23 protein-coding genes are annotated in these 26,659 nt (G+C 43.4%); 22 read left to right on the top strand and 1 reads right to left on the bottom strand.

Annotated features, from left to right (window positions below):
- Nucleotides 1–129: 129 nt before the first annotated feature.
- From lspA to ABC361_RS11975, 13 genes are all read left to right on the top strand, one after another.
- Nucleotides 130–594 carry a signal peptidase II gene (lspA, locus tag ABC361_RS12035; protein WP_413075767.1) on the top strand — a complete coding sequence of 155 codons (465 nt, stop codon included), beginning with the start codon at nucleotides 130–132 and terminating at the stop codon, nucleotides 592–594.
- 1 nt (nucleotide 595) lies between these two features.
- Nucleotides 596–1,504 carry an RluA family pseudouridine synthase gene (locus ABC361_RS12030; protein ID WP_413074197.1) on the top strand — a complete coding sequence of 303 codons (909 nt, stop codon included), beginning with the start codon at nucleotides 596–598 and terminating at the stop codon, nucleotides 1,502–1,504.
- A gap of 159 nt (nucleotides 1,505–1,663) precedes the next feature.
- Nucleotides 1,664–2,194 (top strand): bifunctional pyr operon transcriptional regulator/uracil phosphoribosyltransferase PyrR, encoded by a 531-nt coding sequence (gene pyrR, locus ABC361_RS12025; protein ID WP_413074196.1) that lies wholly within the window; start codon nucleotides 1,664–1,666, stop codon nucleotides 2,192–2,194.
- A gap of 140 nt (nucleotides 2,195–2,334) precedes the next feature.
- Nucleotides 2,335–3,639, top strand: coding sequence for a solute carrier family 23 protein (locus ABC361_RS12020; protein WP_413074195.1), 1,305 nt, complete (start codon nucleotides 2,335–2,337; stop codon nucleotides 3,637–3,639).
- A 14-nt stretch (nucleotides 3,640–3,653) separates the two neighbouring features.
- Complete coding sequence (locus ABC361_RS12015; RefSeq protein WP_413074194.1) at nucleotides 3,654–4,559, top strand: aspartate carbamoyltransferase catalytic subunit; 906 nt, start codon at nucleotides 3,654–3,656, stop codon at nucleotides 4,557–4,559.
- A 24-nt stretch (nucleotides 4,560–4,583) separates the two neighbouring features.
- Nucleotides 4,584–5,861 (top strand): dihydroorotase, encoded by a 1,278-nt coding sequence (locus tag ABC361_RS12010; protein ID WP_413074193.1) that lies wholly within the window; start codon nucleotides 4,584–4,586, stop codon nucleotides 5,859–5,861.
- Nucleotides 5,854–6,939 (top strand): carbamoyl phosphate synthase small subunit, encoded by a 1,086-nt coding sequence (locus ABC361_RS12005; RefSeq protein WP_413074192.1) that lies wholly within the window; start codon nucleotides 5,854–5,856, stop codon nucleotides 6,937–6,939. Before ABC361_RS12010 ends, ABC361_RS12005 begins: the two co-directional genes overlap by 8 nt.
- Before the next feature lie 23 nt (nucleotides 6,940–6,962).
- The gene (gene carB, locus ABC361_RS12000; RefSeq protein WP_413074191.1) at nucleotides 6,963–10,151 is read left to right on the top strand and encodes a carbamoyl-phosphate synthase large subunit; all 3,189 of its coding nucleotides are present in this window, start codon (nucleotides 6,963–6,965) and stop codon (nucleotides 10,149–10,151) included.
- Between the two features lie 67 nt (nucleotides 10,152–10,218).
- Complete coding sequence (locus ABC361_RS11995; protein ID WP_413074190.1) at nucleotides 10,219–10,998, top strand: dihydroorotate dehydrogenase electron transfer subunit; 780 nt, start codon at nucleotides 10,219–10,221, stop codon at nucleotides 10,996–10,998.
- Nucleotides 10,999–11,937: a dihydroorotate dehydrogenase gene (locus ABC361_RS11990; protein WP_413074189.1), complete on the top strand. Its 939-nt coding sequence runs from the start codon at nucleotides 10,999–11,001 to the stop codon at nucleotides 11,935–11,937.
- Entirely contained in the window at nucleotides 11,910–12,629 is a 720-nt protein-coding gene (gene pyrF / locus ABC361_RS11985) for an orotidine-5'-phosphate decarboxylase (protein WP_413074188.1), read from the top strand. The genes ABC361_RS11990 and pyrF overlap by 28 nt, the downstream gene beginning before the upstream one ends.
- A complete protein-coding gene (gene pyrE, locus ABC361_RS11980) occupies nucleotides 12,626–13,267 on the top strand; it encodes an orotate phosphoribosyltransferase (RefSeq protein ID WP_413074187.1) in 642 nt (213 codons plus the stop codon). The genes pyrF and pyrE overlap by 4 nt, the downstream gene beginning before the upstream one ends.
- A gap of 12 nt (nucleotides 13,268–13,279) precedes the next feature.
- Nucleotides 13,280–13,939 carry a class I SAM-dependent methyltransferase gene (locus ABC361_RS11975; RefSeq protein ID WP_413074186.1) on the top strand — a complete coding sequence of 220 codons (660 nt, stop codon included), beginning with the start codon at nucleotides 13,280–13,282 and terminating at the stop codon, nucleotides 13,937–13,939.
- 46 nt (nucleotides 13,940–13,985) lie between these two features.
- Here the strand turns inward: ABC361_RS11975 and ABC361_RS11970 are convergent, their stop codons facing one another.
- Nucleotides 13,986–15,692 (bottom strand): Rqc2 family fibronectin-binding protein, encoded by a 1,707-nt coding sequence (locus tag ABC361_RS11970; protein WP_413074185.1) that lies wholly within the window; start codon nucleotides 15,690–15,692, stop codon nucleotides 13,986–13,988.
- A 143-nt stretch (nucleotides 15,693–15,835) separates the two neighbouring features.
- On the opposite strand from ABC361_RS11970, the gene ABC361_RS11965 reads away from it, so the two are divergent.
- The 9 genes from ABC361_RS11965 to ABC361_RS11925 all read left to right on the top strand — a co-directional run bounded on the left by ABC361_RS11965 (nucleotide 15,836) and on the right by ABC361_RS11925 (nucleotide 26,658).
- Entirely contained in the window at nucleotides 15,836–18,553 is a 2,718-nt protein-coding gene (locus ABC361_RS11965) for a cation-translocating P-type ATPase (RefSeq protein WP_413074184.1), read from the top strand.
- Between the two features lie 193 nt (nucleotides 18,554–18,746).
- Nucleotides 18,747–19,010, top strand: coding sequence for an extracellular matrix/biofilm regulator RemA (remA, locus tag ABC361_RS11960; protein ID WP_035395155.1), 264 nt, complete (start codon nucleotides 18,747–18,749; stop codon nucleotides 19,008–19,010).
- A gap of 21 nt (nucleotides 19,011–19,031) precedes the next feature.
- Nucleotides 19,032–19,643, top strand: a complete 612-nt coding sequence (gene gmk, locus ABC361_RS11955; protein WP_413075766.1) for a guanylate kinase — start codon at nucleotides 19,032–19,034, stop codon at nucleotides 19,641–19,643.
- Entirely contained in the window at nucleotides 19,643–19,870 is a 228-nt protein-coding gene (gene rpoZ, locus ABC361_RS11950) for a DNA-directed RNA polymerase subunit omega (RefSeq protein ID WP_099301118.1), read from the top strand. Before gmk ends, rpoZ begins: the two co-directional genes overlap by 1 nt.
- Before the next feature lie 91 nt (nucleotides 19,871–19,961).
- Nucleotides 19,962–21,170, top strand: coding sequence for a bifunctional phosphopantothenoylcysteine decarboxylase/phosphopantothenate--cysteine ligase CoaBC (gene coaBC, locus ABC361_RS11945; RefSeq protein ID WP_413074183.1), 1,209 nt, complete (start codon nucleotides 19,962–19,964; stop codon nucleotides 21,168–21,170).
- Nucleotides 21,167–23,563, top strand: coding sequence for a primosomal protein N' (gene priA, locus ABC361_RS11940; RefSeq protein WP_413074182.1), 2,397 nt, complete (start codon nucleotides 21,167–21,169; stop codon nucleotides 23,561–23,563). The genes coaBC and priA overlap by 4 nt, the downstream gene beginning before the upstream one ends.
- Nucleotides 23,564–23,574: 11 nt before the next feature.
- Entirely contained in the window at nucleotides 23,575–24,516 is a 942-nt protein-coding gene (fmt, locus tag ABC361_RS11935; RefSeq protein ID WP_413074181.1) for a methionyl-tRNA formyltransferase, read from the top strand.
- Nucleotides 24,503–25,861 carry a 16S rRNA (cytosine(967)-C(5))-methyltransferase RsmB gene (gene rsmB, locus ABC361_RS11930; protein WP_413074180.1) on the top strand — a complete coding sequence of 453 codons (1,359 nt, stop codon included), beginning with the start codon at nucleotides 24,503–24,505 and terminating at the stop codon, nucleotides 25,859–25,861. The genes fmt and rsmB overlap by 14 nt, the downstream gene beginning before the upstream one ends.
- A gap of 50 nt (nucleotides 25,862–25,911) precedes the next feature.
- Entirely contained in the window at nucleotides 25,912–26,658 is a 747-nt protein-coding gene (locus tag ABC361_RS11925) for a Stp1/IreP family PP2C-type Ser/Thr phosphatase (RefSeq protein ID WP_413074179.1), read from the top strand.
- Nucleotide 26,659: the final 1 nt, after the last annotated feature.

Genomic DNA, 26,659 nt, shown 5'->3' with positions numbered 1-26,659 from the left:
CGGAGGTTTTAACACCTCCGTTCTTAATTTCTATGCAAACAGGATTGAGTATAAGTCGCTGTCATCCATGGAGAAAGGACAGACATTTTTTTGTATTTATGCTACACTAAGCCTATTACATAGTGGAGGATACGAATGGCTTACATAATTGCATTACTTATTATCGGACTTGATCAATTAACCAAGTGGCTTGTTGTTCAAAATATGGTCATCGGTGAACGCATTACGGTCATTGAAAATGTTTTTTACATTTTCTCTCATCGAAATTCTGGTGCGGCGTTTGGCATTTTGCAAGGGCAGATGTGGTTGTTTTACATTATTACCGTCATTATGGTTGGTGTGATTATTTATCTGATCCAAACCGAAGCTAAGAACCATACATTATTAAAGTGGGCTTTGGGCCTTATTTTAGGTGGCGCGATTGGGAATTTTATTGACCGTCTTTTTCGTCAAGAAGTGGTTGATTTTATTGATACATTTGGAAACTTCCCGATTTTTAATATTGCTGACTCGGCCTTAACAGTCGGTGTGGGGCTATTTTTAATAAATTTAATTTTAGAAGCTAGGCGTGAAAAGAAGGAGAGCAAGAACTAATATGAAACAATGGACAATTGATGAAACGCAAATCAATGAGCGTATTGATAAAATGATCGTTCTTTTACATGGAGATACATCACGAACCCACGTCCAGAAGTGGATTCAAGACGGCCTGGTGACTGTGAATGAACAAGCAATAAAAGCAAATTATAAAGTTCAACAAGGCGATGTAATTGGCGTCATGGAGCCAGAGCTAGCGTCAACGGAAGTGAAAGCTGAAAATATCCCCCTAGACGTCGTCTATGAAGATGCGGATCTCATTGTGGTCAACAAACCTAGAGGCATGGTTGTACATCCGGCGCCAGGGCATTCAAGCGGGACCCTTGTCAATGCGCTTCTGTACCACTGCACCGATTTGTCAGGCATTAATGACGAGGTTCGTCCTGGCATTGTACATCGAATCGATAAGGACACGACAGGTTTAATTGTTGCAGCAAAAAATGACCATGCCCATGAACATTTGTCCAAACAATTAATGAACAAAACAACAAAGCGTCAATACAAGGCAATTGTACATGGTGTGCTTTCTCATAAGAAAGGGACAATTGATGCACCGATCGGTCGAGATTTAAAAGATCGTCAAAAGATGGCGGTGACGGACAGAAACAGTAAGCAAGCTGTTACGCATTTCACCTTAGAAGAAACGTTTCGCGCTTTTTCTTACGTGACTTGTGAATTAGAAACAGGCCGAACTCATCAAATTCGCGTACATTTTCAATATATTGAACATCCATTAGCAGGAGATCCGAAATACGGGTATAAGAAAACATTGCCGATTGCTGGACAAGCGCTACATGCAGAAACCCTTGGATTTGTTCATCCGAGAACAAATGAAGAACTTTTGTTTACTGCGCCAGTGCCTGAAGATATGGAAACATTATTGCAAGATTTACGAAAACAAGATTGACAAAACCGTACGAGTGATGCATACTACAAAAGAAGATTATATGTCCTTTAAACATAGTCCTGTGAGGCTATCAAGGAGTCGGTGAATTTGGATACGTCTATCTAAATCCCTATCTGCTCCTTTAGGACAGGTAGGGATTTTTTGTGAGGAGGCTCGACGATGGCAAGAATGATCATTGATGAAGATGCGATGCGCCGTGCAATAACGAGGATGTCACACGAGGTGATTGAGCGAAATAAAGGCGTAGAGAACTGTGTGTTAGTTGGGATTAAGACACGAGGCATTTATCTTGCTAATCGGTTGGCTCAACGAATTAAGGATATTGAAGGACAAGATATTCCTGTCGGTGAAGTTGATATTACGCTTTATCGTGATGATTTAACACCTAAAACAAGCGATCACGAACCAGTCTTACAAGGAACGGATATACCGGTTGACATTAATGGCCTTACCGTAATTCTTGTGGATGATGTTCTTTATACAGGGAGAACGGTGCGCTCAGCCCTTGACGCTTTGATTGATCTCGGGAGGCCTTCATTAATACAACTTGCTGTGTTAGTGGATCGAGGGCATCGTGAACTGCCAATTCGTCCTGATTATGTTGGGAAAAATGTGCCAACTTCGAAGCAAGAGCGCATCTCCGCTAAGCTTAAAGAAGTAGATGAATTAGATGAAGTAACAATTGTATAGCTCCTCTTTAATCGTAGTCCTGTGAGGCTGGCAAGAGGAATAAGAACACACGCAAAGCAACACGTTTGTGCTTCTTTCTTGCCGCCTCCTAGACTCTAGGAGGCTTTTTATATGAACAAAAAGGCAAAAGGAGAAAATCGATGAAACAAAAAATGAGATTAGGCATCCAAGAAATACCTCGAGCAGACCAATGGCTTTTGTTCAGTTTACAACACTTATGCGCAATGTTTGGTGCAACGGTACTCGTTCCATTTTTAATTGATATGAGTCCAGCAACGGCTCTCTTATCAAGTGGACTAGGGACATTGGCATTTATCCTCATTACAAAGGGGCAAGTACCAGCCTACTTAGGTTCATCGTTTGCCTTTATCGCTCCGATTTTATCCGCACAAGCATTAGGCGGAACGGAAGGAGCCATGATCGGAAGTTTCTTCGCTGGAATTATTTATGGGGTTGTAGCACTTATTATCAAAGCGGCAGGAACAAACTGGATTACTAAACTTTTACCACCGATTGTTGTAGGTCCAGTCATTATGGTGATTGGTCTAAGTTTAGCAACAACGGCAGTGGATAATGCGATGTATTTACCGGGAACGGATGAATATAGCCTTGTTCACATCGTTACAGCAGGTATAACGCTAGGGGTTGCCGTCATTGCGACGATGTACTTTAAAGGATTTTTAAATTTAATTCCGATATTACTTGGTTTAATAGCGGGTTACGTATTCGCGCTCTCACAAGGGTTAATTGATCTAAACCCGATTCGAGACGCAAACTGGTTTGCTGTTCCTGAATTAATGATCCCATTCTACACGTATGACCCTTCCTTAAACTGGGCAATCATCGCCATTATGGCGCCAGTCGCATTAGTGACATTAGCGGAACATACAGGACAATTAATGGTGTTAAGCAAGATTTCAGGAAAGAATTTTTTGCAAAAGCCAGGCATGCACCGAACGGTAATGGGTGATGGTTTAGCGACAATCATTGCAGCGGGCATCGGTGGACCACCGAATACCACATACGGTGAAAATGTCGGTGTTATTGCGATTACTCGAGTGTTCAGCGTCTTCGTGATAGCAGGTGCGGCAGTGTTGGCGATTACGTTCTCATTCATTGGAAAGGTGGCCGCGTTAATCAGCTCGATTCCTGAAGCGGTGATGGGCGGCATCTCCATTATGTTGTTCGGCATCATCGCTTCTGCTGGTATACGCATGCTCGTCGATAATAAGCTTGATATGGGTGAAAAACGAAATATGGTGATTGCATCGATCATTCTCGTAGTGGGGATCGGTGGCGCAACTGTACGCTTCTCCGACACATTTGAAATTGCAGGTATGTCACTCGCCACCATTATTGGTTTAGTCCTACATGCTGTCTTGCCAAATAAAAACGTTAGCTACGGTGAACAAAACATGTTTGAAGAAAATCCGGAACAACACTAAAGGAGGATGTACGAATGACGGTTCAATTATATGGCTCTCGAAATCAGAGCCTCTATACGATGACAGAATTACACGTAGATGAGGTGTACGACATTCTGCAGCAAGCTGAGCGATTTGCAAATGGAGAAACGTGGCAGCCAAGCGACCAAACGTTTATCGCAAATTTATTTTTTGAACCGAGCACACGTACACGATTTAGCTTTGAAGTAGCGGAACGCCGACTGGGCTTTGACGTCTTACAATTTGATGGGGCGTCATCAAGCACCCAAAAAGGTGAGTCGTTATACGACACTGTGCGAACACTGCAATCGATTGGAGCGAGTGCAGTCGTGATCCGCCATTCAAAAGATGAATTTTATGAAGAGTTAAAAGAAATAAACATTCCGGTTCTTAATGCTGGAGATGGATGTGGCAATCATCCAACACAATCGCTTTTAGATTTGCTAACAATTAAACAAGAGTTTTCACAGTTTGAAGGGCTGACGGTCACGATTGTAGGGGATCTTCAACACAGTAGAGTAGCGCGCTCTAACGCTGAAATCCTTCAACGATTGGGGGCAACGGTAACAATTGCTGGTCCGATTGAATGGATGGGGGATTTTCAGACTCGTTATCGGTATCTCTCAATGGATGAAGCAGTTAAAACTGCGGATGTGGTCATGTTGCTTCGAGTCCAGCATGAGCGGCATGACGGTGCAATGGCTTTTTCTAAAGAAGACTATCATCAACGTTACGGTTTAACGATGGAACGCGAAAAAAAGATGAAGCAAGACAGCATCATTATGCACCCGGCCCCAGTAAATCGGGATGTTGAAATTAGTAGTGCTTTAGTTGAATGTGATCGCTCTAGAATTTACAAGCAAAGCGAGAATGGTGTGGCTATACGCATGGCGGTGTTAAAACGAGCGTTACAACGTTAAGTATAAAAAGGGGATGAAGACAAAATGACACTAAAAATTAGTAACGGATTTATCATAAACGCGGCAGGCGAGAAAGAGCAAAAACATTTGTTTGTACGAGATGGCCATTTTGTTGAGGAAACAACCGACATTACAAAAGAAATTGACGCGAATAACCTTTTGATTACGCCAGGTTTTGTTGATCTTCACATCCACTTAAGAGAACCAGGTGGCGAAAAGAAAGAGACGATTGAAACAGGTACAAAAGCAGCAGCGAGAGGGGGATTTACGACAGTAGCCGCGATGCCGAACACAAGACCTGTTCCAGATACAGCTGAAACGATGACTGCATTAATGGCACGAATTGCTGAAAAAGCACATGTGCGCGTTCTTCCTTATGCCTCTATTACAACGAGACAACTAGGAAAAGAGCTAACAGACTTCTCAGCTCTTAAAGATGCAGGCGCCTTTGCGTTCACGGATGACGGGGTAGGCATTCAAGACGCTGGTATGATGCTTGCGGCGATGAAAGAAGCAGCTAAGTATCAAATGGCAGTTGTTGCCCATTGTGAAGACAATACCTTGATTAACGGCGGTTCTGTGCACGAAGGACAGTACGCCATGCAAGAAGGCTTAAATGGGATTCCATCAGTATGTGAATCTGTACATATTGCAAGAGACGTGCTGCTTGCAGAAGCAGCAAATTGCCACTACCATGTTTGCCACGTGTCAACGAAAGAGTCGGTACGCACGATTCGAGACGCAAAAAAAGCGGGTATTCGGGTAACCGCAGAAGTAACACCTCATCACCTGCTCCTAAGTGAAGAGGACATTAACGGTCAAGATACGAATTTTAAAATGAATCCGCCACTTCGATCAAAAGCCGATCAAGAAGCATTAATTGAAGGGTTGCTCGATGGGACGATTGACTTCATCGCAACGGATCACGCGCCGCATACACAAGAAGAGAAACAAACGAGCATGGATCGAGCGCCGTTTGGAATTGTCGGACTCGAAACGGCATTCCCATTATTGTATACACACTTTGTTGAATCAGGCTCGTTCGGCTTGAACCAGCTTATTGATTGGCTTACAACAAAACCAGCAGAAACATTCGAACTTCCATATGGAACATTGAATGTCGGGGCTCCGGCCGATTTCACGCTGATTGATTTACAGGCAACGGAAACGATTAACCCTGAGACATTTTACAGTAAAGGTACAAACACACCGTTTGCAGGGTGGACGTGTACAGGAATTCCACACGCCACTTATGTAGCAGGCGAAGCGGTTTTTACAAAGGAGCGAGTGAACCATGGATAAACAACTCATTTTAGAAGATGGCACTGTATTTATTGGAGAAGGTTTTGGAGCCGACGTAGAAATAAGTGGAGAAGTTGTATTTAATACAGGAATGACTGGGTATCAAGAGATTTTGTCTGATCCATCCTATTGTGGACAGATTGTAATGTTGACGTATCCGCTAATCGGCAACTATGGCATCAATCGAGATGATTTTGAATCCCTTGACCCTGCCATTTCCGCTCTGATCGTGCGAGAAGTAGAGGATGAACCTAGTCACTATCGAGAGCAAGAATCGCTTCATGAGTTACTTGTTGCAAAAGGAATTCCAGGATTAGCGGGAATCGATACACGTATGTTAACGAGAAAAATTCGCGCACACGGAACCATGAAAGGCTATGTATGCTCGTTGTCGGTAAAGGTTGAGGATGTGGTCGAAGAGCTCCAGCACATACCCCTTCAAACGACGCAAGTATCACAAGTATCAGTAAATACGGCTTATCATGTGCCTGGAAAAGGAAAGCGTGTTGCATTGATTGATTGTGGAATGAAACATGGCATTTTACAGTCCCTTATTGAACGACAATGTGATGTGGTTGTTGTGCCATACAACACAACTGCACAAGAGATCAAACGCCTTGGTGTTGACGGTGTGCTTGTCTCAAACGGACCCGGTAATCCTGAAGATGTTCCTGAAACGATTGAAACGGTACGTGCACTAGTAGGAGAAATCCCGCTATTCGGAATCTGTTTAGGCCACCAACTTTTAGCACTAGCAAGCGGTGCAACCACGAGCAAATTGACATTCGGTCATCGTGGATCGAATCATCCTGTACGTGAATTGACAACAGGTCGAATTGATATTACAGCGCAAAACCATGGCTATACCGTTGACCTCGCTTCTTTAGAAGGAACAGAATTAGTGTTAACGCACGAAGCGGTGAACGACGGAACCGTGGAAGGATTATCCCATAAACGAGCAGCCGCCTTTAGCGTTCAGTATCATCCAGAAGCAAACCCAGGACCTCATGATGCAAATGATCTTTTTGATCGTTTTGTCGAGATGATGAAAACAGTAAAAACAAACGTACTTGTTTAATAGGATTAGGGGAGAGTGTTGTTATGCCAAAGCGTACAGATTTGAAAAAAATTCTTGTGATCGGATCAGGTCCAATTGTGATCGGTCAAGCAGCTGAATTTGATTATGCAGGGACACAAGCGTGTCAAGCGTTAAAAGAAGAAGGGTACGAGGTTATCCTCATTAATTCAAATCCTGCAACAATTATGACAGACACAACGATGGCAGATCGGGTGTATATTGAGCCGTTGACACTCGATTTTGTGACAAGAATTATTCGTAAAGAACGTCCAGACGGACTACTGCCAACGCTAGGGGGGCAAACAGGTCTCAATATGGCGCTTGAATTGAAGAATGCGGGCGTGCTTGAACGCTACGACATTGAGCTACTTGGAACAAAATTGAGCGCAATTGAACAAGCAGAGGATCGTGAGCAATTTCGAGCCCTTATGAACTTACTAGGAGAGCCGGTTCCTGAAAGTGAGATTGTCCATACGCTAGCTGAAGCGGAAAAATTTGTTGCGCATATTGGCTTCCCTGTGATCATTCGTCCCGCCTACACACTTGGTGGTACAGGTGGAGGCATTGCTTATAATGATGAGGATTTACAAGAAATCGTTGCAAGTGGGTTAAAGTATAGTCCGGTTACGCAATGTTTAGTGGAAAAAAGTATTGCGGGCTTTAAAGAAGTAGAGTACGAAGTCATGCGAGATGCACAAGATGAAGCAATCGTTGTTTGTAACATGGAAAACTTTGATCCTGTCGGTGTTCATACAGGAGATTCAATTGTATTCGCACCTAGCCAAACCCTATCCGATCGCGATTACCAAATGTTACGGAATTCCTCCCTTTCCATTATTCGCGCACTCGGCATTGAAGGGGGTTGCAACGTACAGTTTGCCCTCGATGCACATAGTGATCAATACTATATCATTGAAGTAAACCCGCGAGTCAGCCGTTCATCTGCTTTGGCTTCAAAAGCGACAGGCTATCCAATTGCAAAAATTGCTGCGAAAATTGCGGTAGGCTACCATTTGGACGAGTTGAAAAACCCAGTAACAGAAACAACGTATGCAAGCTTTGAACCAGCGCTAGACTATGTTGTTTCGAAGATTCCTCGCTGGCCTTTTGACAAATTTGAAAGTGCCAACCGTACCCTAGGGACGCAAATGAAAGCAACTGGTGAAGTGATGGCGATTGGACGTTCGCTGGAAGAATCACTCTTAAAAGCAGTTCGATCACTTGAAGCAGGCTACGACCATATTCAAGACGCAACACTAGACATGCAGTCAGAAGAAAATTTGCTCAAGAAAATTGCGAAAGCGGACGATGAGCGTCTGTTTGCGATTGGTGCGCTGCTTCGAAAAGGAACACCTGTAGAAACAATTTATCAAACAACGAAAATTGATCGTCTCTTTTTGCAAAAACTAGCGCGGATCGTCGCACTAGAAGAACAGTTGACGGAGGCGAGAACGAACGAAAAGCTATTACGAAAAATAAAGAGAGCAGGTTTCGCTGATTCGTTTATCGCCAAGAGATGGAAGACGGAGGAACAAGCGGTATTTGAGTTAAGAGATGCCGCGGGAATTAAACCTGTTTTTAAAATGGTCGATACGTGCGCAGCGGAATTTGCATCGGCTACACCATATTTTTATAGTACCTATGAACGTGAGAATGAGTCTAATGTTACAGAAAAAGACAGTATCCTTGTCCTAGGCTCAGGTCCAATTCGAATTGGTCAAGGCATCGAGTTTGACTATGCAACGGTTCATACCGTTTGGGCGATTAAAGAAGCAGGGTATGAAGCGATCATTATGAATAATAATCCGGAAACTGTCTCGACAGACTTTTCTACCTCTGACAAACTTTATTTCGAACCTTTGACGATTGAAGATGTCATGAATGTGATTCACCTTGAAAACCCAAAAGGAGTCATCGTGCAATTTGGTGGGCAAACGGCGATCAACCTTGCTGCGGATTTAGCTGCTCGAGGCGTAAAGATTATCGGCACTCAGCTAGAAGATATGGATCGTGCCGAAAACCGGGACAAATTTGAGCAAACGTTGATGAATTTAGCGATTCCACAGCCATTAGGAAGAACAGCAACCTCGGTCGAGGGTGCGGTAACGATTGCCACTGAGATTGGTTATCCCGTTCTAGTGCGGCCATCATATGTATTAGGCGGACGGGCGATGGAGATTGTCTATCATGAAGAAGAGCTTCTTCGCTATATGCAGTCAGCTGTTAAAGTAAATCCGAAACATCCAGTGCTCGTTGATCGCTATTTAACAGGGAAAGAACTTGAAGTCGATGCGATCTCAGATGGTACAGATGTCTATATACCAGGCATCATGGAACATATCGAACGAGCAGGGGTCCATTCCGGTGATTCCATTGCGGTATACCCGCCTCAAACGGTTCCAGAACACTTAAAAGAACGGTTGATTGAACGAACGACTAAGATTGCCCGTGGACTTAACATTATTGGACTCCTAAACATTCAATTTGTTTGGCATCAAGATGATGTCTATGTGTTAGAAGTAAATCCGCGTTCTAGTCGTACGGTACCGTTTCTAAGCAAAATAACAGGTGTGCCAATGGCAAATGTCGCAACTCGCGTGATGTTAGGAGAAAGCCTTGCTTCACTCGGTTACGGCACAGGCTACCACCCTGAAGCAAAAGAAGTGTCGGTTAAAGTTCCAGTCTTCTCGTTTGCGAAGTTACGTCGAGTTGACATCACCCTTGGACCGGAGATGAAGTCAACGGGAGAAGTCATGGGGCGCGACCGCACATTAGAAAAAGCGTTATATAAAGGACTCGTGGCATCAGGTATGAATATCCCTACGCACGGATCGGTTTTATTCACGATCGCTGATAAAGATAAGCAAGAATCGATTGAGATTGCGAAACGATTCCATGAGATTGGATACAGCATTATGGCGACTTCTGGAACAGCAAACTTGCTAGAGATGGAAGGGATTCCTGTTCGTGTCGTCAATAAAATTAATGAGGGAAAACCTCATTTGCTTGACCTCATACGTCAAGGGGAAGCCCAATTCGTCATTAATACCCTTACAAGAGGAAAACAACCTGCTCGGGATGGCTTTAGAATTCGCCGAGAGTCCGTTGAAAATGGTGTTGTTTGCCTCACATCCATTGATACAGCAGCAGCTTTGTTAAGCGTACTTGAGTCAATTACGTTTGCAGCAGAAAGTATGCCGCAGCCGGTATAAATGAAAAAAGGGGTCACGGCCACAGGTACGTGACTCTTTCCATGAAAACAAAAGAGGGGGAATCAAGATGAGAGATCGCTATGGGTCATTAACAGTTGTTGAACAAACATTACTTGCAAAAGACAGCTATCAGCTTGTTTTAGAAGGGGAAACAGTTGCGCATATGACGCAACCTGGACAGTTTTTACATGTTCGTGTAGGGCAGTCAGAAGATCTACTCTTGCGTCGCCCAATAAGCATCGCTGACGTTGATTTAAACAAACAGCAAGTAACGATGATTTATCGCGCTGGTGGCGAAGGAACATCTCGACTTTCACACTATGAAAATGGAAAAACGTTAAACGTCATGGGACCCCTCGGAAAAGGATTTCCTGTTGAAGAAGCACAAACAGGCGATGTGGCACTACTTGTTGGGGGCGGTATCGGTGTACCTCCACTCTACTATCTAGCAAAACAACTCGTAAAAAAAGGGGTTCACGTCATTAGTGTGCTAGGATTTGCTTCAAAACAGGATGTCTTTTACGAAGAAGCATTTAAAGCACTTGGGGATGTCTATGTGACGACAGTTGATGGTTCTCATGGCGTTCACGGCTTTGTGACGAATGCGATCGACGAATTTGAGCTCAAGTGTGACGTGCTTTATTCATGCGGCCCTACACCAATGTTAAAAGTGGTCACAGAGCGATACCGTCACAAAAAAGCGTTTATTTCGTTGGAAGAGCGAATGGGTTGTGGAATCGGCGCTTGCTTTGCGTGTGTGTGTGCAGTTGAAGATGGCGATGCCCATGAATATCGTAAAATTTGTTCGGATGGACCAGTATTTCCAGTTGGGGAGGTTGTACTATAAATGAATCGATTAGAAGTGAATCTACCAGGATTGTCGATGAAAAACCCGGTCATGCCAGCTTCTGGTTGCTTTGGATTTGGCGGTGAGTATGCGGAATTCTTTGACTTAAATCAACTAGGGGCCATTGCGATAAAAGCAACGACGCCAGAACCGCGATTCGGAAACGCCACGCCTCGTGTTGCCGAAACAAAAGCAGGCATGCTCAATGCAATTGGGTTGCAAAATCCCGGATTAGCAGGCGTGATTGAAAGGGAATTACCGCGGTTTGATCGCTACGATGTGCCGATTGTAGCAAATATTGCAGGTTCAACAATGGGCGACTATATTGACGTCGCCGCCCGATTATCGGCAGAACAAAACGTGCACGCATTAGAGCTGAACATCTCGTGTCCGAACGTCAAACAAGGTGGAATTGCATTTGGAACCGTACCTGAAACCGCCGCCGAATTAACAAAAGAAGTGAAAGCTGTTTCTAAAGTACCGGTTTACGTCAAGCTGTCTCCGAATGTTACGGATATCGTAGCGATGGCAAAAGCAGTTGAAACAGCTGGCGCAGATGGACTGTCGATGATTAATACACTGCTCGGCATGCGAATCGATCTTAAAACCCGTCAACCTATTTTGGCGAATACATACGGTGGATTATCGGGGCCAGCGATTAAACCAGTCGCATTACGCATGATTCATCAAGTCAGTCAACAAGTCGACATTCCGATCATTGGAATGGGCGGCATTCAAAATGCACAAGATGTCATTGAATTTTTACTAGCTGGTGCAAGCTGTGTTGCGATAGGGACAGCGAACTTCGTCGATCCGTACACATGCCCCACGATTATTGACGAATTGCCACAGTACTTAGATGAGATGGAAATGAACAGCATTACGGACATTATTGGAGGGAGCTGGAAATCTTGCAAAACCCACTCTTTATCGCGCTAGACTTTAATCATCGCGGAAAACGAAGACAATTTCTTGAACACTTTTCAAACGAAACGATTGATGTCAAAGTCGGCATGGAACTTTTTTATCGTGAAGGGCTGAAAGCGATTGAAGAATTAAAAGAGGCACAGTACAATCTTTTTCTGGATTTAAAACTTCACGATATTCCAAATACAGTGAAACGAACGATGCGCGTGCTGGCAGAAATGGAAATTGATATGGTGAACGTACATGCTGCCGGCGGGCAAGCCATGATGGAGGCTGCAATTGAAGGGTTAGAAGCAGGTACACGGCCAGGGAAGGAACGACCAAAATGTATTGCTGTGACACAGCTAACAAGTACAAACGAAGACATGCTCAAGCAACAGCTTCACATCGATCGGCCTTTAAAAGACGTTGTCTGTTCCTACGCACAGCTAGCAAAAACATCTGGTTTAGACGGAGTCGTTTGCTCAGCCAAAGAAGTGCCATTTATTCATGAAGGATGCGGCCGAGAATTTTTGACAGTCACCCCTGGAATTCGTCGAGCGGAAGACGATAAGGCAGATCAAATGCGAATCGTATCTCCTGCCGAAGCAAGACAACTAGGAAGTTGGGGAATCGTTGTCGGTAGAAGTTTAACGATGGCGTCAGATCCCCTTCACGTGTATAAAGAAATGCATTCGGAATGGAAGGGAGTGGCTCTTACATGAGTCAAACAATTGCCAATCACTTACTCGATATTCAAGCTGTTACATTATCACCAAACGAACCATTTACATGGAGTTCAGGGTTGAAATCGCCCATTTATTGTGACAATCGCTTAACGATGTCGTATCCACATGTACGAAAAGACATTGCGAAAGGGCTGGCTCACTTGATTAAAACCTATGCGCCAGATGCAGATGTCGTGGCCGGAACTGCTACCGCTGGAATTCCTCATGCCGCATGGGTCGCGGAAGAATTACAGCTACCGATGATCTATGTACGAGGTAGCGCAAAAGGTCATGGGAAGAAAAATAAAATTGAAGGACATTTACCGGCTTCTAGCAAAGTAGTCATTATTGAGGATTTAATTTCTACAGGAGGCAGCTCGATTGCTGCTGCCGATGCTGTTCGAGAGGCTGGTGGAGAGGTTTCCTTTGTTGCTGCAATTTTCTCTTATCAATTAAACGCAGCAGAATTAGCGTTTAAGCAGGCAAACTTAGACTATCACGTTCTCTGCGCATATGATGCGTTAATTGAACAAGCAAAGGAAAGACAGCTTATTTCTGCGAATGAACAGCAAAAGCTAACCTTATGGCGAGAAAATCCACATAATGAAGATTGGCTTACCGTTCGTTCATCATAAGAGGAAGGTAGGATGTCTATGCGTAAAATGGAAGGCAGCGAATTTGATCCATTAGTAGATTTCTTTGACGAGATGGTCCAAACGGATTGGCTGTCTGCGATTCATTCGGAACTAAAACGGTTTTCCGGTTCGTGGGAAAACAAGCGTGTGCTTGATGTTGGCTGTGGTACAGGGCGATTTTTGCTTAGAGGTGTAAAAGAAGCGAAAGAAGTGGTTGGTGTAGATATTTCCGGGGAAATGGTTAAGCGAGCCAATGACTTGTTTACAAATGCCCGGGTTGATTATAAGGCTATAGCAAAAGTTGGGGATGCACTCGCGCTTGCAGAAACAGACGCGTCCTACGACCGTGTCTTCTCAACGTGCGCACTGTTTTTATTGCCTTCAATCGAATCCGGAATAGCTGAATTAAAAAGAGTGACAAAACCTGAAGGTGAAGTGTTTCTCTTAAATCCTGCTCCGCACATGTCAATAGCAACAGCATCAAGCTATGCCGAAGCCAATGGATTTTCTGATAACGAAAAAGCATTCTTACTGAAATGGGCAACCGTATCGGAACGACGTCACCGTAAAAGCGAAACAGAATTATCTCGTCTTTTAACAGACGTAGGCTTTTCGCAGGTGGAGCATCGAAACGTTTTAAATGGTCTCGGGATGATGACAAAAGCCTATTAATAAAGAGTGAGCGTATGGAAGAGTCTTCTCCATACGCTCATTTTCGTTATGCTTTCAATTGTCGAACCTTTTGTTCATTAGGAGTGACGAACAGTGTCGATTGATTGTCGTACGTCACGTAGCCAGGTTTTGCGCCATTTGGCTTTTTAACATGGCGAATTTTTGTGTAATCAACAGGCACCGAACCAGAGTCTCGTGCTTTCGAGAAGAACGCAGCAACAAGTGCAGCTTCTGCCAACGTAGTGTCGTCGGGTTCGTCCGCACGAATGACAACATGAGAACCTGGAATATCTTTTGTATGCAGCCAAATGTCGTTTTGACGGGCAAATCGATTGGAAAGATACTCATTTTGACGATTGTTTTTACCGACAAGAAACTCGATTCCTGTCGATGATTGGTACCGTTCTAGTGTAGGTGTAGTGGCTTGTTTTTTCTTTTTCTTGCCTTGCTGAAGGCGTTTTTTTAAGTAGCCTTCTTCCATTAATTCCTCACGAATTTCTTCAACGTCACGAGGAGACGCTGAATCCATTTGCTGAATGAGGCTTTCTAAATAAGCTAATTCTTGTTCGGTCCTATTCATTTGCTCGACGACTTCTAAACGTGCGGTTTTCGCCTTTTGGTATTTCTTAAAATACCACTGGGCATTTTCTGAAGGCGTTTTTTGCGGGTCTAGTTCAATTGCGACCATTCCGCCAGTTTCATCGTAATAGTCAACCACCTCAATTTGGGTATGACCTCGCTGAACGAGATGCATGTTTGCAGTTAGCAACTCTCCTAATTTTTGAAACTTCGACGCTTCTTCTGCTTGTGTTAACGTTTGTTCAAGCTTTTTTTGCTTGCGAACATTTTTTTGGTATTCATTTTTTAACAACCGATCCAAATCATGCGCTTGCTGTTTCACTCGATCGCGCTCTGCTTTTCCGTAAAAGAATGAATCTAGTAGCTCACTCGCGCTTGAAAAAAGTTGCCGTTCACCCTCCACATGTTGCAAAGAGACGTAAGAGAACGTTTCTTTTTCCCCTTTTACATATTCGAATGAATACTGATGCTCACGGAGTGCTTCCATAATCCCTAAAAACGATTCAGGTAAGGATGTTTGATTGGCAAACGGGGCTCGACTCACAATTTCTTTCGTTAGAAGTGGTGATAGTCCTGCAAACGCTGAAACGAGCTGCTTATCTAATTTCCCGGAATTAAAATCAATTTGTTTTAACACATCATTTGCATTTGCTTGAAGTGGATCTTTTTTATCTTGAGCAGGTGGGGTTTTATACGTTTGCCCTGGACCTACTGTTCTGTAGCTACTCTGGTCAAAGCGCACATGTTTAATACTGTCCAAAATCATGTCTGTGTGCGGGTTTAGTAAAACAATATTACTATGGCGTCCCATAATCTCAAAGACGAGCGTTCGTTCCGTTTGGTCGCCAAGTTCATCTTTGTTTGCGACGGTCATACGAACGACACGGTCAAACCCGTCTTGGGTAATGGATTGGACAAAGCCACCTTCAAGATGCTTACGAAGCAGCATACAAAACATCGGTGGTTCGCTTGGGTTATCATATTTTTCCTCTGTCAGATGAAGACGAGCAAATTGGGCATTTGCTGAAGCGAGTAAGGCGTGATTTTTCCCTTTCGCCCGGATCGTTAAAATTAATTCTGTTTTAAACGGCTGATGAATTTTTGAAATTCGTCCGCCAATTAAGTGTTGAAGTTCATGTGTAATCGCTCTTGTCATCATGCCATCGTAAGACATGTGATCACCTCTTTACTTTCTGCGAATCGTTTCCTTGATAAAGTATAGCATTTTTTTGGGACTTGCTGAATAAGATGGCTTGTAAGTATAGCATGTACAGTTTATGAGGACAAAGGGTGGATGTAGATGTGTGAGGTGTATGCATGAAATGGTATAGCATGAAGCCTGAAGAAGTGGAACACAAGACGAATGCAAGCATAGCGAAAGGTCTTACAGACAAGAATGTTAAAAAACGCGTCAGTACGTATGGGTTGAACAAGCTTAAAGAAGCAGAAAAGCCTTCAGCGTTGGCGACTTTCCTCGCCCAATTTAAAGATTTTATGGTGCTAGTCTTACTGGCAGCAACGTTGATCTCTGGTTTAATTGGTGAAATGCTCGATGCGGTCACGATTATGGGTATTGTGTTTTTAAATGCCATTCTTGGATTTGTTCAAGAACGTAAGGCTGAGAAATCCCTTGATGCATTAAAAGAACTTTCAGCCCCACAAATGAACGTAAAACGAAATGATGAATGGACGAAAGTATTATCAAGCGAAATCGTTCCAGGCGACTATGTAAAAATAAGCGCAGGGGATCGGGTTGGTGCAGACTTACGTCTCATCTCTGTATCAGGTTTACGGATTGATGAAGCTTCTTTAACCGGCGAATCGGTCCCCACCCATAAACATCACCATCCGATTGAACAGCAAGACGTTTCTCTAGGTGATCAGGAAAATATGGCGTTTATGGGAACGATGGTCACACAAGGAAGTGGAACAGGCATTGTGGTTGGCACTGGAATGAAAACCGAAATGGGCAAAATTGCGCATCTTCTTCAGGAAACAACCAATGTCGTTACACCATTGCAGCGACGTCTTGAACAACTCGGTAAGACTTTAATTGCGGTTGCTTTGCTTTTAACAGCCTTAGTCGTAGGCATTGGGGTTATACAAGGCCATGACGTTCAAACCATGTTTATTTCCGGGGTATCGTTAGCCGTTGCGGCGATTCCAGAAGGGTTGCCAGCCATTGTAACGGTTGCGTTAGCCTTAGGTGTGCAGCGGATGATTAAGAGACGCGGTATTGTTCGGAAGCTTCCTGCCGTCGAAACACTAGGGTGTGCATCGGTCATTTGTTCGGACAAAACGGGAACCTTAACGCAAAACAAAATGACCGTTAAAGAATTATGGACAGCAAGCGAGCACGTTCACGTTACTGGAAATGGCTTTGAAACAGAAGGGACGTTTAAAGAATACGATGCCGTTGTATTACCAGATAAAAAACCAACTTTAAGCCGACTGTTAAGTTATGGAGCCCTTTGTAACAATGCCTCTTTCGTTGAAAAAGAAGTGCGTGAAAAGCGAAAAACGAAACAAAAACTTGTATTAGATGGGGATCCAACGGAAGGGGCTTTACTCCTTTCAGCCATGAAAGCAGGCTACTCAAAAGAAGGTTTACACGAGCAGTACAATCGAGTAATAGAGTTTCCGTTTGATTCGGCACGAAAAATGATGACAGTTATCATAAAAGATAAGAAAGGTCAATCATACGTGATTACGAAAGGGGCACCAGATGTCGTCCTTGCTCACTGTGAGCGCATTCGTAAAGGATCGATGGATGAACAGTTAACCCAATCTACACGTCAGCGAGTGAATGAGACTGTAGATGAAATGGCGAGTAAAGCGTTGCGAACGATTGCAATTGCGTATCGTCCGTTACGTTTAGGGGAGACGGTTCAAACAACAAAAGAAGCAGAAACGGATTTAACGTTAATCGGCATTCAAGGCATGATCGACCCTCCTCGGGAAGAGGCGAAACAAGCGATTCAAGAATGCCGAGAAGCTGGTATTAAAACGGTCATGATTACAGGTGACCATAAGATCACAGCCGCAGCGATTGCAAAAGAGCTTACGATTTTGCCTCAAGGTGGACTTGTGATTGATGGAAAAACCCTTGATAGCCTCTCAGTGGACGAACTTGAAGAAATGGTGGATGACATCTACGTCTATGCCCGGGTATCGCCTGAGCATAAGCTGAAGATTGTTCAAGCACTTCAAAAGAAAGACCATATTGTGGCAATGACAGGGGATGGTGTGAATGATGCGCCTGCCATTAAAGCGGCAAATATCGGGATATCTATGGGCATTACCGGGACGGATGTGGCGAAAGAAGCATCAGAGCTCGTGCTCGCTGACGATAATTTCTTAACAATTAAAGAAGCGATTAAAGAAGGGCGAAACATTTATGAGAACATCCGTAAATTTATCCGCTATATGCTCGCTTCAAACGTAGGAGAAATTCTCGTTATGCTGTTTGCGATGATTTTAGGCATGCCGTTGCCGCTCGTAGCGATTCAAATTTTATGGATTAATCTCGTAACAGATGGACTACCGGCTATTGCACTTGGCATGGATCAGGCGGAAGGCGATGTGATGAAACGGAAGCCTCGAAAACAAAACGAAAGCGTCTTTGCTCGGGGACTTGGCTGGAAGATTATAAGCCGTGGCATTATGATCGGAGTTGTGACGATTGTCGCATTTGCGTTAACGTATAACAATGATCCTGAACAGCTCATCCTAGCGCAAACTGTTGCATTTTTGACTCTCGTTATGGCACAATTAATTCATGTTTTTGATTGTCGAAGCGAGTATTCGATTTATCACAGAAATTTATTCGAAAATAAATACTTAGTTGGTGCTGTACTGATTTCGGTCATTCTCATGATCGCCGTAATCTATGTACCGCAACTACAACCAATTTTCCATACTGTACCTCTTGGTTTACAAGAGTGGCTTCTAGTAATGGGAATGGCAGCGATTCCTACTGTTGTTCTTGGTGGATTTCAATTATTCAAGAAACATGACGTCCGCTCAGCCGCATAAATACACCCGAAGTCCTTGTCTATTCATAGATAAGGGCTTCGTGATCTTTACGGCAAATGCGAAATAAGGTAAAATTAAGTTTACATGAATCTTGTACGAGTTTTAAAAACCATTTTATCCGTATAACAAAAGAGAGATTTGGTATAATGAATGATAGAATAGCAGCTCGTTTACTTTTTTGGAGGATTGAAGAATGACCATAAAATTAATTAATATTGGCTTCGGCAATATTGTCTCCGCGAATCGAATTATATCGATTGTCAGTCCAGAATCAGCACCGATCAAGCGCATTATGCAAGAAGCTCGGGAGCGAAATATGTTAATTGACGCGACATATGGAAGAAGAACACGAGCTGTCATTGTTACAGATTCTGACCATGTAATTTTAAGTGCGGTTCAACCAGAAACCGTTGCCCAGCGATTACATACGAAAGACGAAGAAGCTGACGAGGCTTAAGCAGGAGGGTAAACCATTTTGATGAAGAGAGAAAAGGGACTGCTAATTGTTCTGTCAGGTCCAGCTGGAGTTGGCAAAGGAACGGTTTGTGGGGCTCTTCGAAAACAAGATACAGCCATTCAATATTCTGTTTCAGCGACAACGAGAAAGCCAAGAGCTGGGGAAGAGCATGGTGTTAACTACTTCTTTAAATCAAGAGAAGACTTTGAACAAATGATTAAAGATGAAGCTTTATTAGAATGGGCGGAGTACGTAGGAAACTATTATGGAACACCTGTTGAATACGTAAGGGAAACCATTAACTCTGGAAAAGACATTATTTTAGAAATTGAAGTTCAAGGCGCACAGAAAGTACGTCAAGCGTTCCCAGAAGGTGTATTTATCTTTTTAGCACCGCCAAGTTTGAAAGAACTGCGTGATCGAATTGTTGGTCGTGGAACGGAAACCGAAGCGATTATAAATGAGCGTATGCATGTGGCAAAAGAAGAAATTGACTTGATGCGCATGTATGATTATGTGGTTGAAAATGATGAGGTTGAGCTTGCAGTGGAGCGAATTAAATCGATTGTCACAGCTGAGCATTGTCGAAGAGAACGTTTAAAATACCAAGAATTAGTTGAGGTGAAAAAATAATGCTATATCCATCCATTGATAGCTTATTAGAAAAATTAGACTCGAAATACTCCCTTGTCACTGTCTCTTCAAGACGAGCAAGAGAAATGAAAGAAGTACCAAGCCGCACGCCGCTTGTTCCAGATGCGAAATCATACAAGTTTGTTGGCTTAGCACTAGAAGAAATTGTTGGAAATCAATTAACACACCGTGTTCTATCAGAAGACGAATTAAATAACAAAGAGTAAATCGTAAGCTGTCTTCGTAGACTAATCAGCATGTTTTGTGTCAACAACGTGCTAGTAGAGGAGACAGCTTTTTTTATGTGGGGTGATAATTGTGTTGAAGAATAAGACCATTGTTATTGGCGTAAGTGGTGGGATTGCTGCGTTTAAAAGTGCGGCGTTGGTTAGTAAACTAACACAAGCTGGGGCAAACGTGTATGTGGTTATGACTGAATCAGCAAAGCAATTTATCGCGACGACAACGTTTCAAGCACTCTCAAGAAATGAAGTGTTTACAGATACGTTTTATGAACCAGATGCAACAAAGATTGCTCATATTGATGTAGCGGATCGAGCGGATTTAGTGCTTGTAGCACCAGCGAGCGCCAATACCATTTCAAAACTAGCGAATGGGATCGCTGACAATATGTTAACGACTCTATTACTTGCGACGAAAGCACCAGTTGTTATTGCGCCAGCGATGAATGTTAATATGTATGATCATCCAGCAACACAGCGTAATTTACAACAATTAAAAACGTATGGCTATCACCTGATTGAACCAAATGCTGGCTACCTCGCTTGTGGCTGGGTAGGAAAAGGCAGAATGGCTGAACCAGAAGATTTGCTCGAGCTCATCCAGTTGATGATGATTGATACGACCATATTCACAGGTAAGCACGTTCTCATTACAGCAGGACCGACGAGAGAAAAAATTGATCCGGTTCGCTATTTGTCAAACTATTCATCAGGAAAGACTGGGTATGCACTGGCACTTGAAGCAAGAAATCGCGGTGCTCACGTTACGCTTGTTACCGGACCAACAGGGTTAACCCCTCCAACAGGCGTAGAGGTGATTTCGATTCAATCCGCAGAAGACATGTATCGAGAAGTAACAGCTCGCTACGATAAGGTTGATATTGTGATCAAATCTGCAGCAGTAGCCGATTATGCAGCGGAAACGGTTTCGAATCAAAAACGGAAGAAACAAACAGAGGATTGGTCTCTTTCTCTTACGAAAACAAAAGATACGTTAAAACGTCTTGGCGAATTAAAGCAGCATCAACTATTAGTTGGATTTGCTGCAGAATCGGAACATGTTGAGCAATATGCAAAATCGAAGCTTGAACGCAAGAATTTGGATATCATCGTTGCGAACAATATTACAGCCGAAGGGGCTGGCTTTGATCACGATACAAATATTGTGACAGTGTATGCAAAAGATGGTCACGAACAAAGCTATCCCTTAGCGGCAAAATCAGAGGTGGCGCGCCACATTTTTGATGAAATGGAAGATTATTTGAATCGAAGAGATGCTTTGTGATTGCGCGTATTATTGTTGATGTACCAACGGCCCAGACAGATCGGCAGTTTGACTATCTCGTACCTCAAGCGTGGACAACGGTCGTGCAGCCAGGCGTTCGGGTTGTTGTGCCTTTTGGACCTCGTAAGATACAAGGCTTTGTCGTTGAACTCGTAGAAGTAAGTGATGTGAAGAAATTAAAAGAAATCACTGAAGTGCTAGATCCAGTTCCTGTATTAAGTGAAGAGTTGTTAGCGCTAGGGAAATGGCTTGCAAACTCAACCATTTGTTTTCAGGTAACAGCATTTCAGGCAATGCTTCCTGCCGCGTTGAAAACGAAAGTGTCAAAAAAAATTAATTTACTTGCAGATCGATCGCAGCTAACGCATACGCTTCAAGCGTTATTCCAACAGGATCAGCTCGATTGGGATGACGTAAAAAAACAAACGCCACAACATCTCGTTGATATTAAAAAAGCGATGGAAGCTGGGCTGGTAGAATTAGACTATGCAACAAGTGCCCATACAAAAATGAAAACACAGCGTGTCGTAGAATTTGTACATGGGACGGACAAAGATTTAGAGGAACTCCAACGAAAAGCCAAAAAGCAATGGGTGTTGCTCGCGCATTTAAAAGAGAACAAGCAAGTTCCGTCGCAAGAAGTATTAATGAAAACGAACACAAGTCGAGCGTCTTTAAAAGCATTAATTGATAAAGGATTTGTGCGAGAGTGGGACCAAGAAGTCTATCGTGACCCAACGTTAAACGAAACGTTTAAAAAGACGGCACCGCTATCGTTAACAGAAAACCAACAGCTTGTTTTAGATGAGATTTCCGAACCAATTCATACTGGAACCCATGCGACTATGCTCTTACACGGCGTAACAGGAAGTGGAAAAACAGAAATTTACCTCCAAGCGATTGCGAAAGTGTTAGAAAAAGGACAGCAAGCGATCATGCTCGTACCTGAAATTTCTTTAACTCCACTTATGGTTGACCGTTTTAAAGCGCGGTTTGGGGATTTGGTTGCGATCATGCACTCTGGATTATCAAATGGAGAGAAATACGATGAATGGCGAAAAATTCATCGAAAAGAAGTGAGTGTGGTTGTTGGTGCCCGATCTGCAGTATTTGCTCCTTTTGATCAACTTGGTATTATCATAATCGATGAGGAACATGAGACCAGTTATAAGCAGGAGGAAGCGCCGCGCTATCACACGAGAGATGTAGCCATTTACCGTGGGGAATCGCATCGTGCACCAGTCATTTTAGGTAGCGCCACACCATCTATTGAATCGTTTGCTCGTGCAAAAAAAGGCAATTATAAACTGCTCTCACTAGGTGAACGTATTAACGCCAGACCGATGCCGGATGTAACAATTGTGGATATGCGGCAAGAGTTACGCAACGGGAACCGGTCAATGTTTTCGACTGCGCTCCTCGACGGTTTAAAAGAGCGTTTAAATCGAGGAGAGCAAACGGTTCTTTTCTTAAATCGCAGAGGCTACTCTACTTTCGTTATGTGTCGCGACTGTGGATATGTGGCAACGTGTGATTACTGCGACATCTCTTATACGTATCACCGAAAAGGACATGCGCTAAAATGCCATTATTGCGGCGATGAAAAACCGATGCCAACGAAATGTCATGAATGTGAGAGTGAACATATTCGCTTTTTCGGTTCAGGAACGCAAAAAGTGGAGGAAGAGCTTTATAAATATTTTCCTGAAGCAAAAGTAATTCGCATGGATGTCGATACAACAAGAAAAAAAGGCTCTCATAAAACGCTTTTAGATGCATTTGGACAAGGGAAAGGCGATATTTTACTAGGAACGCAAATGATCGCAAAAGGACTAGACTTTCCTAATATCACGTTAGTAGGCGTACTTGCTGCAGACTCTATGCTTCATATACCTGATTTTCGAAGTGCTGAACGAACGTTTCAAGTCCTTGAGCAAGTAGCTGGTCGAGCGGGTCGAGCTGAATTAACAGGAGAAGTGATTGTGCAGTCCTATACACCAGATCACTATAGTATCCAACTTGTGAAACAACACAATTATGAGCAGTTCTATGCCAATGAGATGCAAATTCGGAAACAAGGTGGGTATCCGCCTTATTACTTTATGGCGTTAGTCACGATTTCGGATGAAGATTTAGCATCAGTCATTAAAGCATCAGGTAAGGTTGCTGCATACTTTAAACAAGCTCTTTCGGATGAAACGATTATCCTCGGCCCAGTCGTCTCGCCAATTGCTCGGATCAAAGATAGATATCGCTACCAATGCGTGATAAAATACAGGCATGAACCAAAGCTACACGATACGCTAGAAGCGGTGTTAAATCACTATCAGCGCGATAAAACAAACAAAAGGTTAGCCATTAGTATGGATGTCCATCCGTACTTTTTTATGTAAGAGTAGGAGTGATGAACGTGAACGTAGTTTTTATGGGAACACCGGAGTTTTCGGTGCCTGTTTTAAAGAAATTAATGGAGCATCATAGTGTGATCGCCGTTGTTACGCAACCAGATCGACCTGTTGGAAGGAAGCGTGTTTTAACGCCAAGTCCTGTTAAAGTGGAAGCGCAAAAACACGATATTAAAGTGATTCAGCCAGAAAAGATTCGCCAAAACTATGAAGAGATTGTCTCATTAAATCCTGACATTATTGTTACGGCAGCTTACGGGCAAATCGTCCCTCGAGCTTTGTTAGATGCACCAAAATACGGTTGTATTAATGTCCATGCTTCTTTGCTTCCAAAATACCGTGGTGGAGCACCTATCCACCAAGCGATTATAGATGGAGAAAAGGAAACAGGTATTTCCATTATGTATATGGAAGAAAAACTTGACGCTGGAGATGTATTAGCTCAGCAAGCAACGCCGATTGAAGCAGATGATGATGTTGGGACGATGCACCATAAATTAAGTATAATTGGTGCCGATCTGCTTATGACAACAATAAAAGAGATTCGGTCAGGCCAGGCAAAAGCTGTTCCTCAAGAAAATGATCAAGTCACGTTTGCGCCAAACATTCGACGTGAACAAGAGGAACTGAGCTGGGAAAAGCCCGCACAGCAACTTGCGAATCAAGTGCGCGGCATGCGCCCTTGGCCAGGCGCGTTCACATGGTTCGAAGGCAAGCGTTTAAAAGTATGGGCAGCCACTGCCACAACCGAAACGACTTCCGCCAAGCCAGGAACAGTGGTACGAAGCAATAAAGAAGGCATTTTTGTTGCTACTGGAGACGGTACAATTCTTTGCTTAACCAATGTGCAGCTAGCAGGAAAAAAAGCAATGGATGCTAGTCAGCTCACGCAACAATTTTCTCAATCCATACAACTAGGAGTACAGCATGACGAAGGATAATGTAACCGTACGAGAAGTCGCGCTTGATGCATTAATAAAAATTGAAAAAAACCAAGCATACAGTCATTTACTCGTTAACCATACGCTAAAAGAAGCAGGATTATCGCAACAAGATACTGGACTTTTAACAGAGCTTGTCTATGGAACGATTGCCCGTCGATTAACCCTCGATTATTATTTAAGTCCATTTTTACAAAAAGGCAAAAAGAAGCGTGAACTTTGGGTTGATGTGCTGTTGCGCTTGTCTGTTTATCAAATGGTCTATTTAGATCGAATCCCAGATCGAGCCATTGTGCACGAGGCCGTAAAGATTGCGAATAAACGAGGGCACAAAGGGATTAGTGGATTAATTAACGGTGTCCTTCGCTCGATTCAACGTGAAGGGGTACCTGCTGTTACGGCGATTAAAGATGAGATTGAGCGCTTAGCTGTGGAGACAAGCCATCCAGAGTGGCTAGTGAAAAAATGGGTCGCGCAGTATGGCTATCATGATGCTCAAGCAATGGCGTTACAGAACAATCAACCGCCAGAAACAAGTTTGCGTGTGAATCAAATGAAAGTGACGGTTGCTGACGTGATTGCACAGTTTGAAACGGAAGGGATAGAAGCTGTTCCTTCAAACATTCTGCCAGAACTGGCTGTTACGATCAAAAAAGGGAACCCATTTTCAACAACGGTATACAAGACGGGTCTTGTTACGGCTCAAGATGAAGCATCTATGTTGGTAGGGGTGCTAGCTGGTGTAGAAGCAGGTATGGATGTACTTGATACATGCGCAGCTCCTGGAGGAAAGACAACCCACTTAGCCGAAGCGTTAAATGGAACTGGAAGTGTGACGTCTTTTGATTTACATAAACAAAAGATTCGTCTCATCCAGGAACAAGTGGACAGGCTACAGCTTTCGAACGTAAAGGCTGATATGCAAGATGCAAAAAAATTAACGGAGCGCCTAGATGGCTCTTATGATCGGGTTCTTGTTGATGCTCCTTGTACAGGTTTAGGCGTGATTCGTCGGAAACCGGATATCCGCTGGTCTAAGACCGAAGAAGATACGGTTCGAATTGTTGATACGCAACGTACAATTTTAGAAAATGCCAGTCAATTTGTTCATCAAGGTGGTACGCTTGTCTATAGTACGTGCACAGTTGATCATGAAGAGAATGACCACGTTGTAGAAGCCTTTTTAGACTCTCATGGGTTTGAAGTGGACACGAAAGCGTATGAGCGATTGCCGAGTCGTGTAAGAGAAGAAGGGCGCTTTGGTCCTTATGGATTAACGATTCTGCCACAAGATTTTAAGACAGATGGCTTTTTTATGGTTGCGCTAAAACGAAAAGAAAGCTAGACTGTCCCGTCTATAAAACGTCATGATAATGAACAAATGAGGTGAAGTTTTTGGTTGAAAGCACTGCTTTTTTAACGGATATAGGAAGAGTTCGCTCAAACAATGAAGATAATGGTGCGATTTTAACGTCAACGAACGGCACGCTCGCCTTTGTAGCTGATGGGATGGGCGGGCATTCTGCTGGCGATGTGGCGAGTGCAATTGCGCTCCGTATTATGAAAAAAAAGTGGGACGATTTGTCGCAACCGATGACCGCTATAGAAGCAGAGACGTTTTTACAACAAACGTTTGTTGAAATGAATGAAGCCATTTATACCCATGCAAAAGAAAACAAAGAATGTGATGGGATGGGAACGACGGCAGTGGCTGCTTTTTGTACAGATGAATTTATAGCCGTCGCTCACGTAGGAGACAGTCGGTTGTACGTGCTAACAGACCAAGGGCTTAAACAACAGACCATGGATCACTCGCTTGTTGCTGAACTCTTGAAAAATGGACAATTGTCTCCGGAAGAGGCAGAAGATCATCCCCGCAAAAATGTTGTGTTACGCGCTCTTGGCACAGAAGTGGACGTAAAGGTTGAGACAGACACGATAGCGGCAGACCCGATTAAACTTTTAATGATTTGCTCAGACGGTTTATCGGATAAGGTAAAAGACAATGAGTTGGCAATTGAACTGCAACGAGAGGATGAGCTGTCCCAAGTTGCAAAATCACTCGTTGCTCGTGCAAATGATCGCGGAGGCGAAGACAACATTACAGTCGCTTTAGTACGATTCACTGAGGAGCTGCAATAAA

This window comes from Shouchella phoenicis (assembly GCF_047238345.1).
GTDB lineage: Bacteria > Bacillota > Bacilli > Bacillales > Bacillaceae_D > Shouchella.
This window is presented reverse-complemented; position numbering and strand designations above follow the sequence as displayed.

Coding starts and splice junctions, on each gene's coding strand:
- ABC361_RS12030 (WP_413074197.1), top strand. CDS start 596: ATGAAACAATGGACAATTGATGAAACGCAAATCAATGAGCGTATTGAT.
- pyrR (WP_413074196.1), top strand. CDS start 1,664: ATGGCAAGAATGATCATTGATGAAGATGCGATGCGCCGTGCAATAACG.
- ABC361_RS12020 (WP_413074195.1), top strand. CDS start 2,335: ATGAAACAAAAAATGAGATTAGGCATCCAAGAAATACCTCGAGCAGAC.
- ABC361_RS12015 (WP_413074194.1), top strand. CDS start 3,654: ATGACGGTTCAATTATATGGCTCTCGAAATCAGAGCCTCTATACGATG.
- ABC361_RS12010 (WP_413074193.1), top strand. CDS start 4,584: ATGACACTAAAAATTAGTAACGGATTTATCATAAACGCGGCAGGCGAG.
- ABC361_RS12005 (WP_413074192.1), top strand. CDS start 5,854: ATGGATAAACAACTCATTTTAGAAGATGGCACTGTATTTATTGGAGAA.
- carB (WP_413074191.1), top strand. CDS start 6,963: ATGCCAAAGCGTACAGATTTGAAAAAAATTCTTGTGATCGGATCAGGT.
- ABC361_RS11995 (WP_413074190.1), top strand. CDS start 10,219: ATGAGAGATCGCTATGGGTCATTAACAGTTGTTGAACAAACATTACTT.
- ABC361_RS11990 (WP_413074189.1), top strand. CDS start 10,999: ATGAATCGATTAGAAGTGAATCTACCAGGATTGTCGATGAAAAACCCG.
- pyrE (WP_413074187.1), top strand. CDS start 12,626: ATGAGTCAAACAATTGCCAATCACTTACTCGATATTCAAGCTGTTACA.
- ABC361_RS11975 (WP_413074186.1), top strand. CDS start 13,280: ATGTCTATGCGTAAAATGGAAGGCAGCGAATTTGATCCATTAGTAGAT.
- ABC361_RS11970 (WP_413074185.1), bottom strand. CDS start 15,692: ATGTCTTACGATGGCATGATGACAAGAGCGATTACACATGAACTTCAA.
- ABC361_RS11965 (WP_413074184.1), top strand. CDS start 15,836: ATGAAATGGTATAGCATGAAGCCTGAAGAAGTGGAACACAAGACGAAT.
- remA (WP_035395155.1), top strand. CDS start 18,747: ATGACCATAAAATTAATTAATATTGGCTTCGGCAATATTGTCTCCGCG.
- gmk (WP_413075766.1), top strand. CDS start 19,032: ATGAAGAGAGAAAAGGGACTGCTAATTGTTCTGTCAGGTCCAGCTGGA.
- rpoZ (WP_099301118.1), top strand. CDS start 19,643: ATGCTATATCCATCCATTGATAGCTTATTAGAAAAATTAGACTCGAAA.
- fmt (WP_413074181.1), top strand. CDS start 23,575: ATGAACGTGAACGTAGTTTTTATGGGAACACCGGAGTTTTCGGTGCCT.
- rsmB (WP_413074180.1), top strand. CDS start 24,503: ATGACGAAGGATAATGTAACCGTACGAGAAGTCGCGCTTGATGCATTA.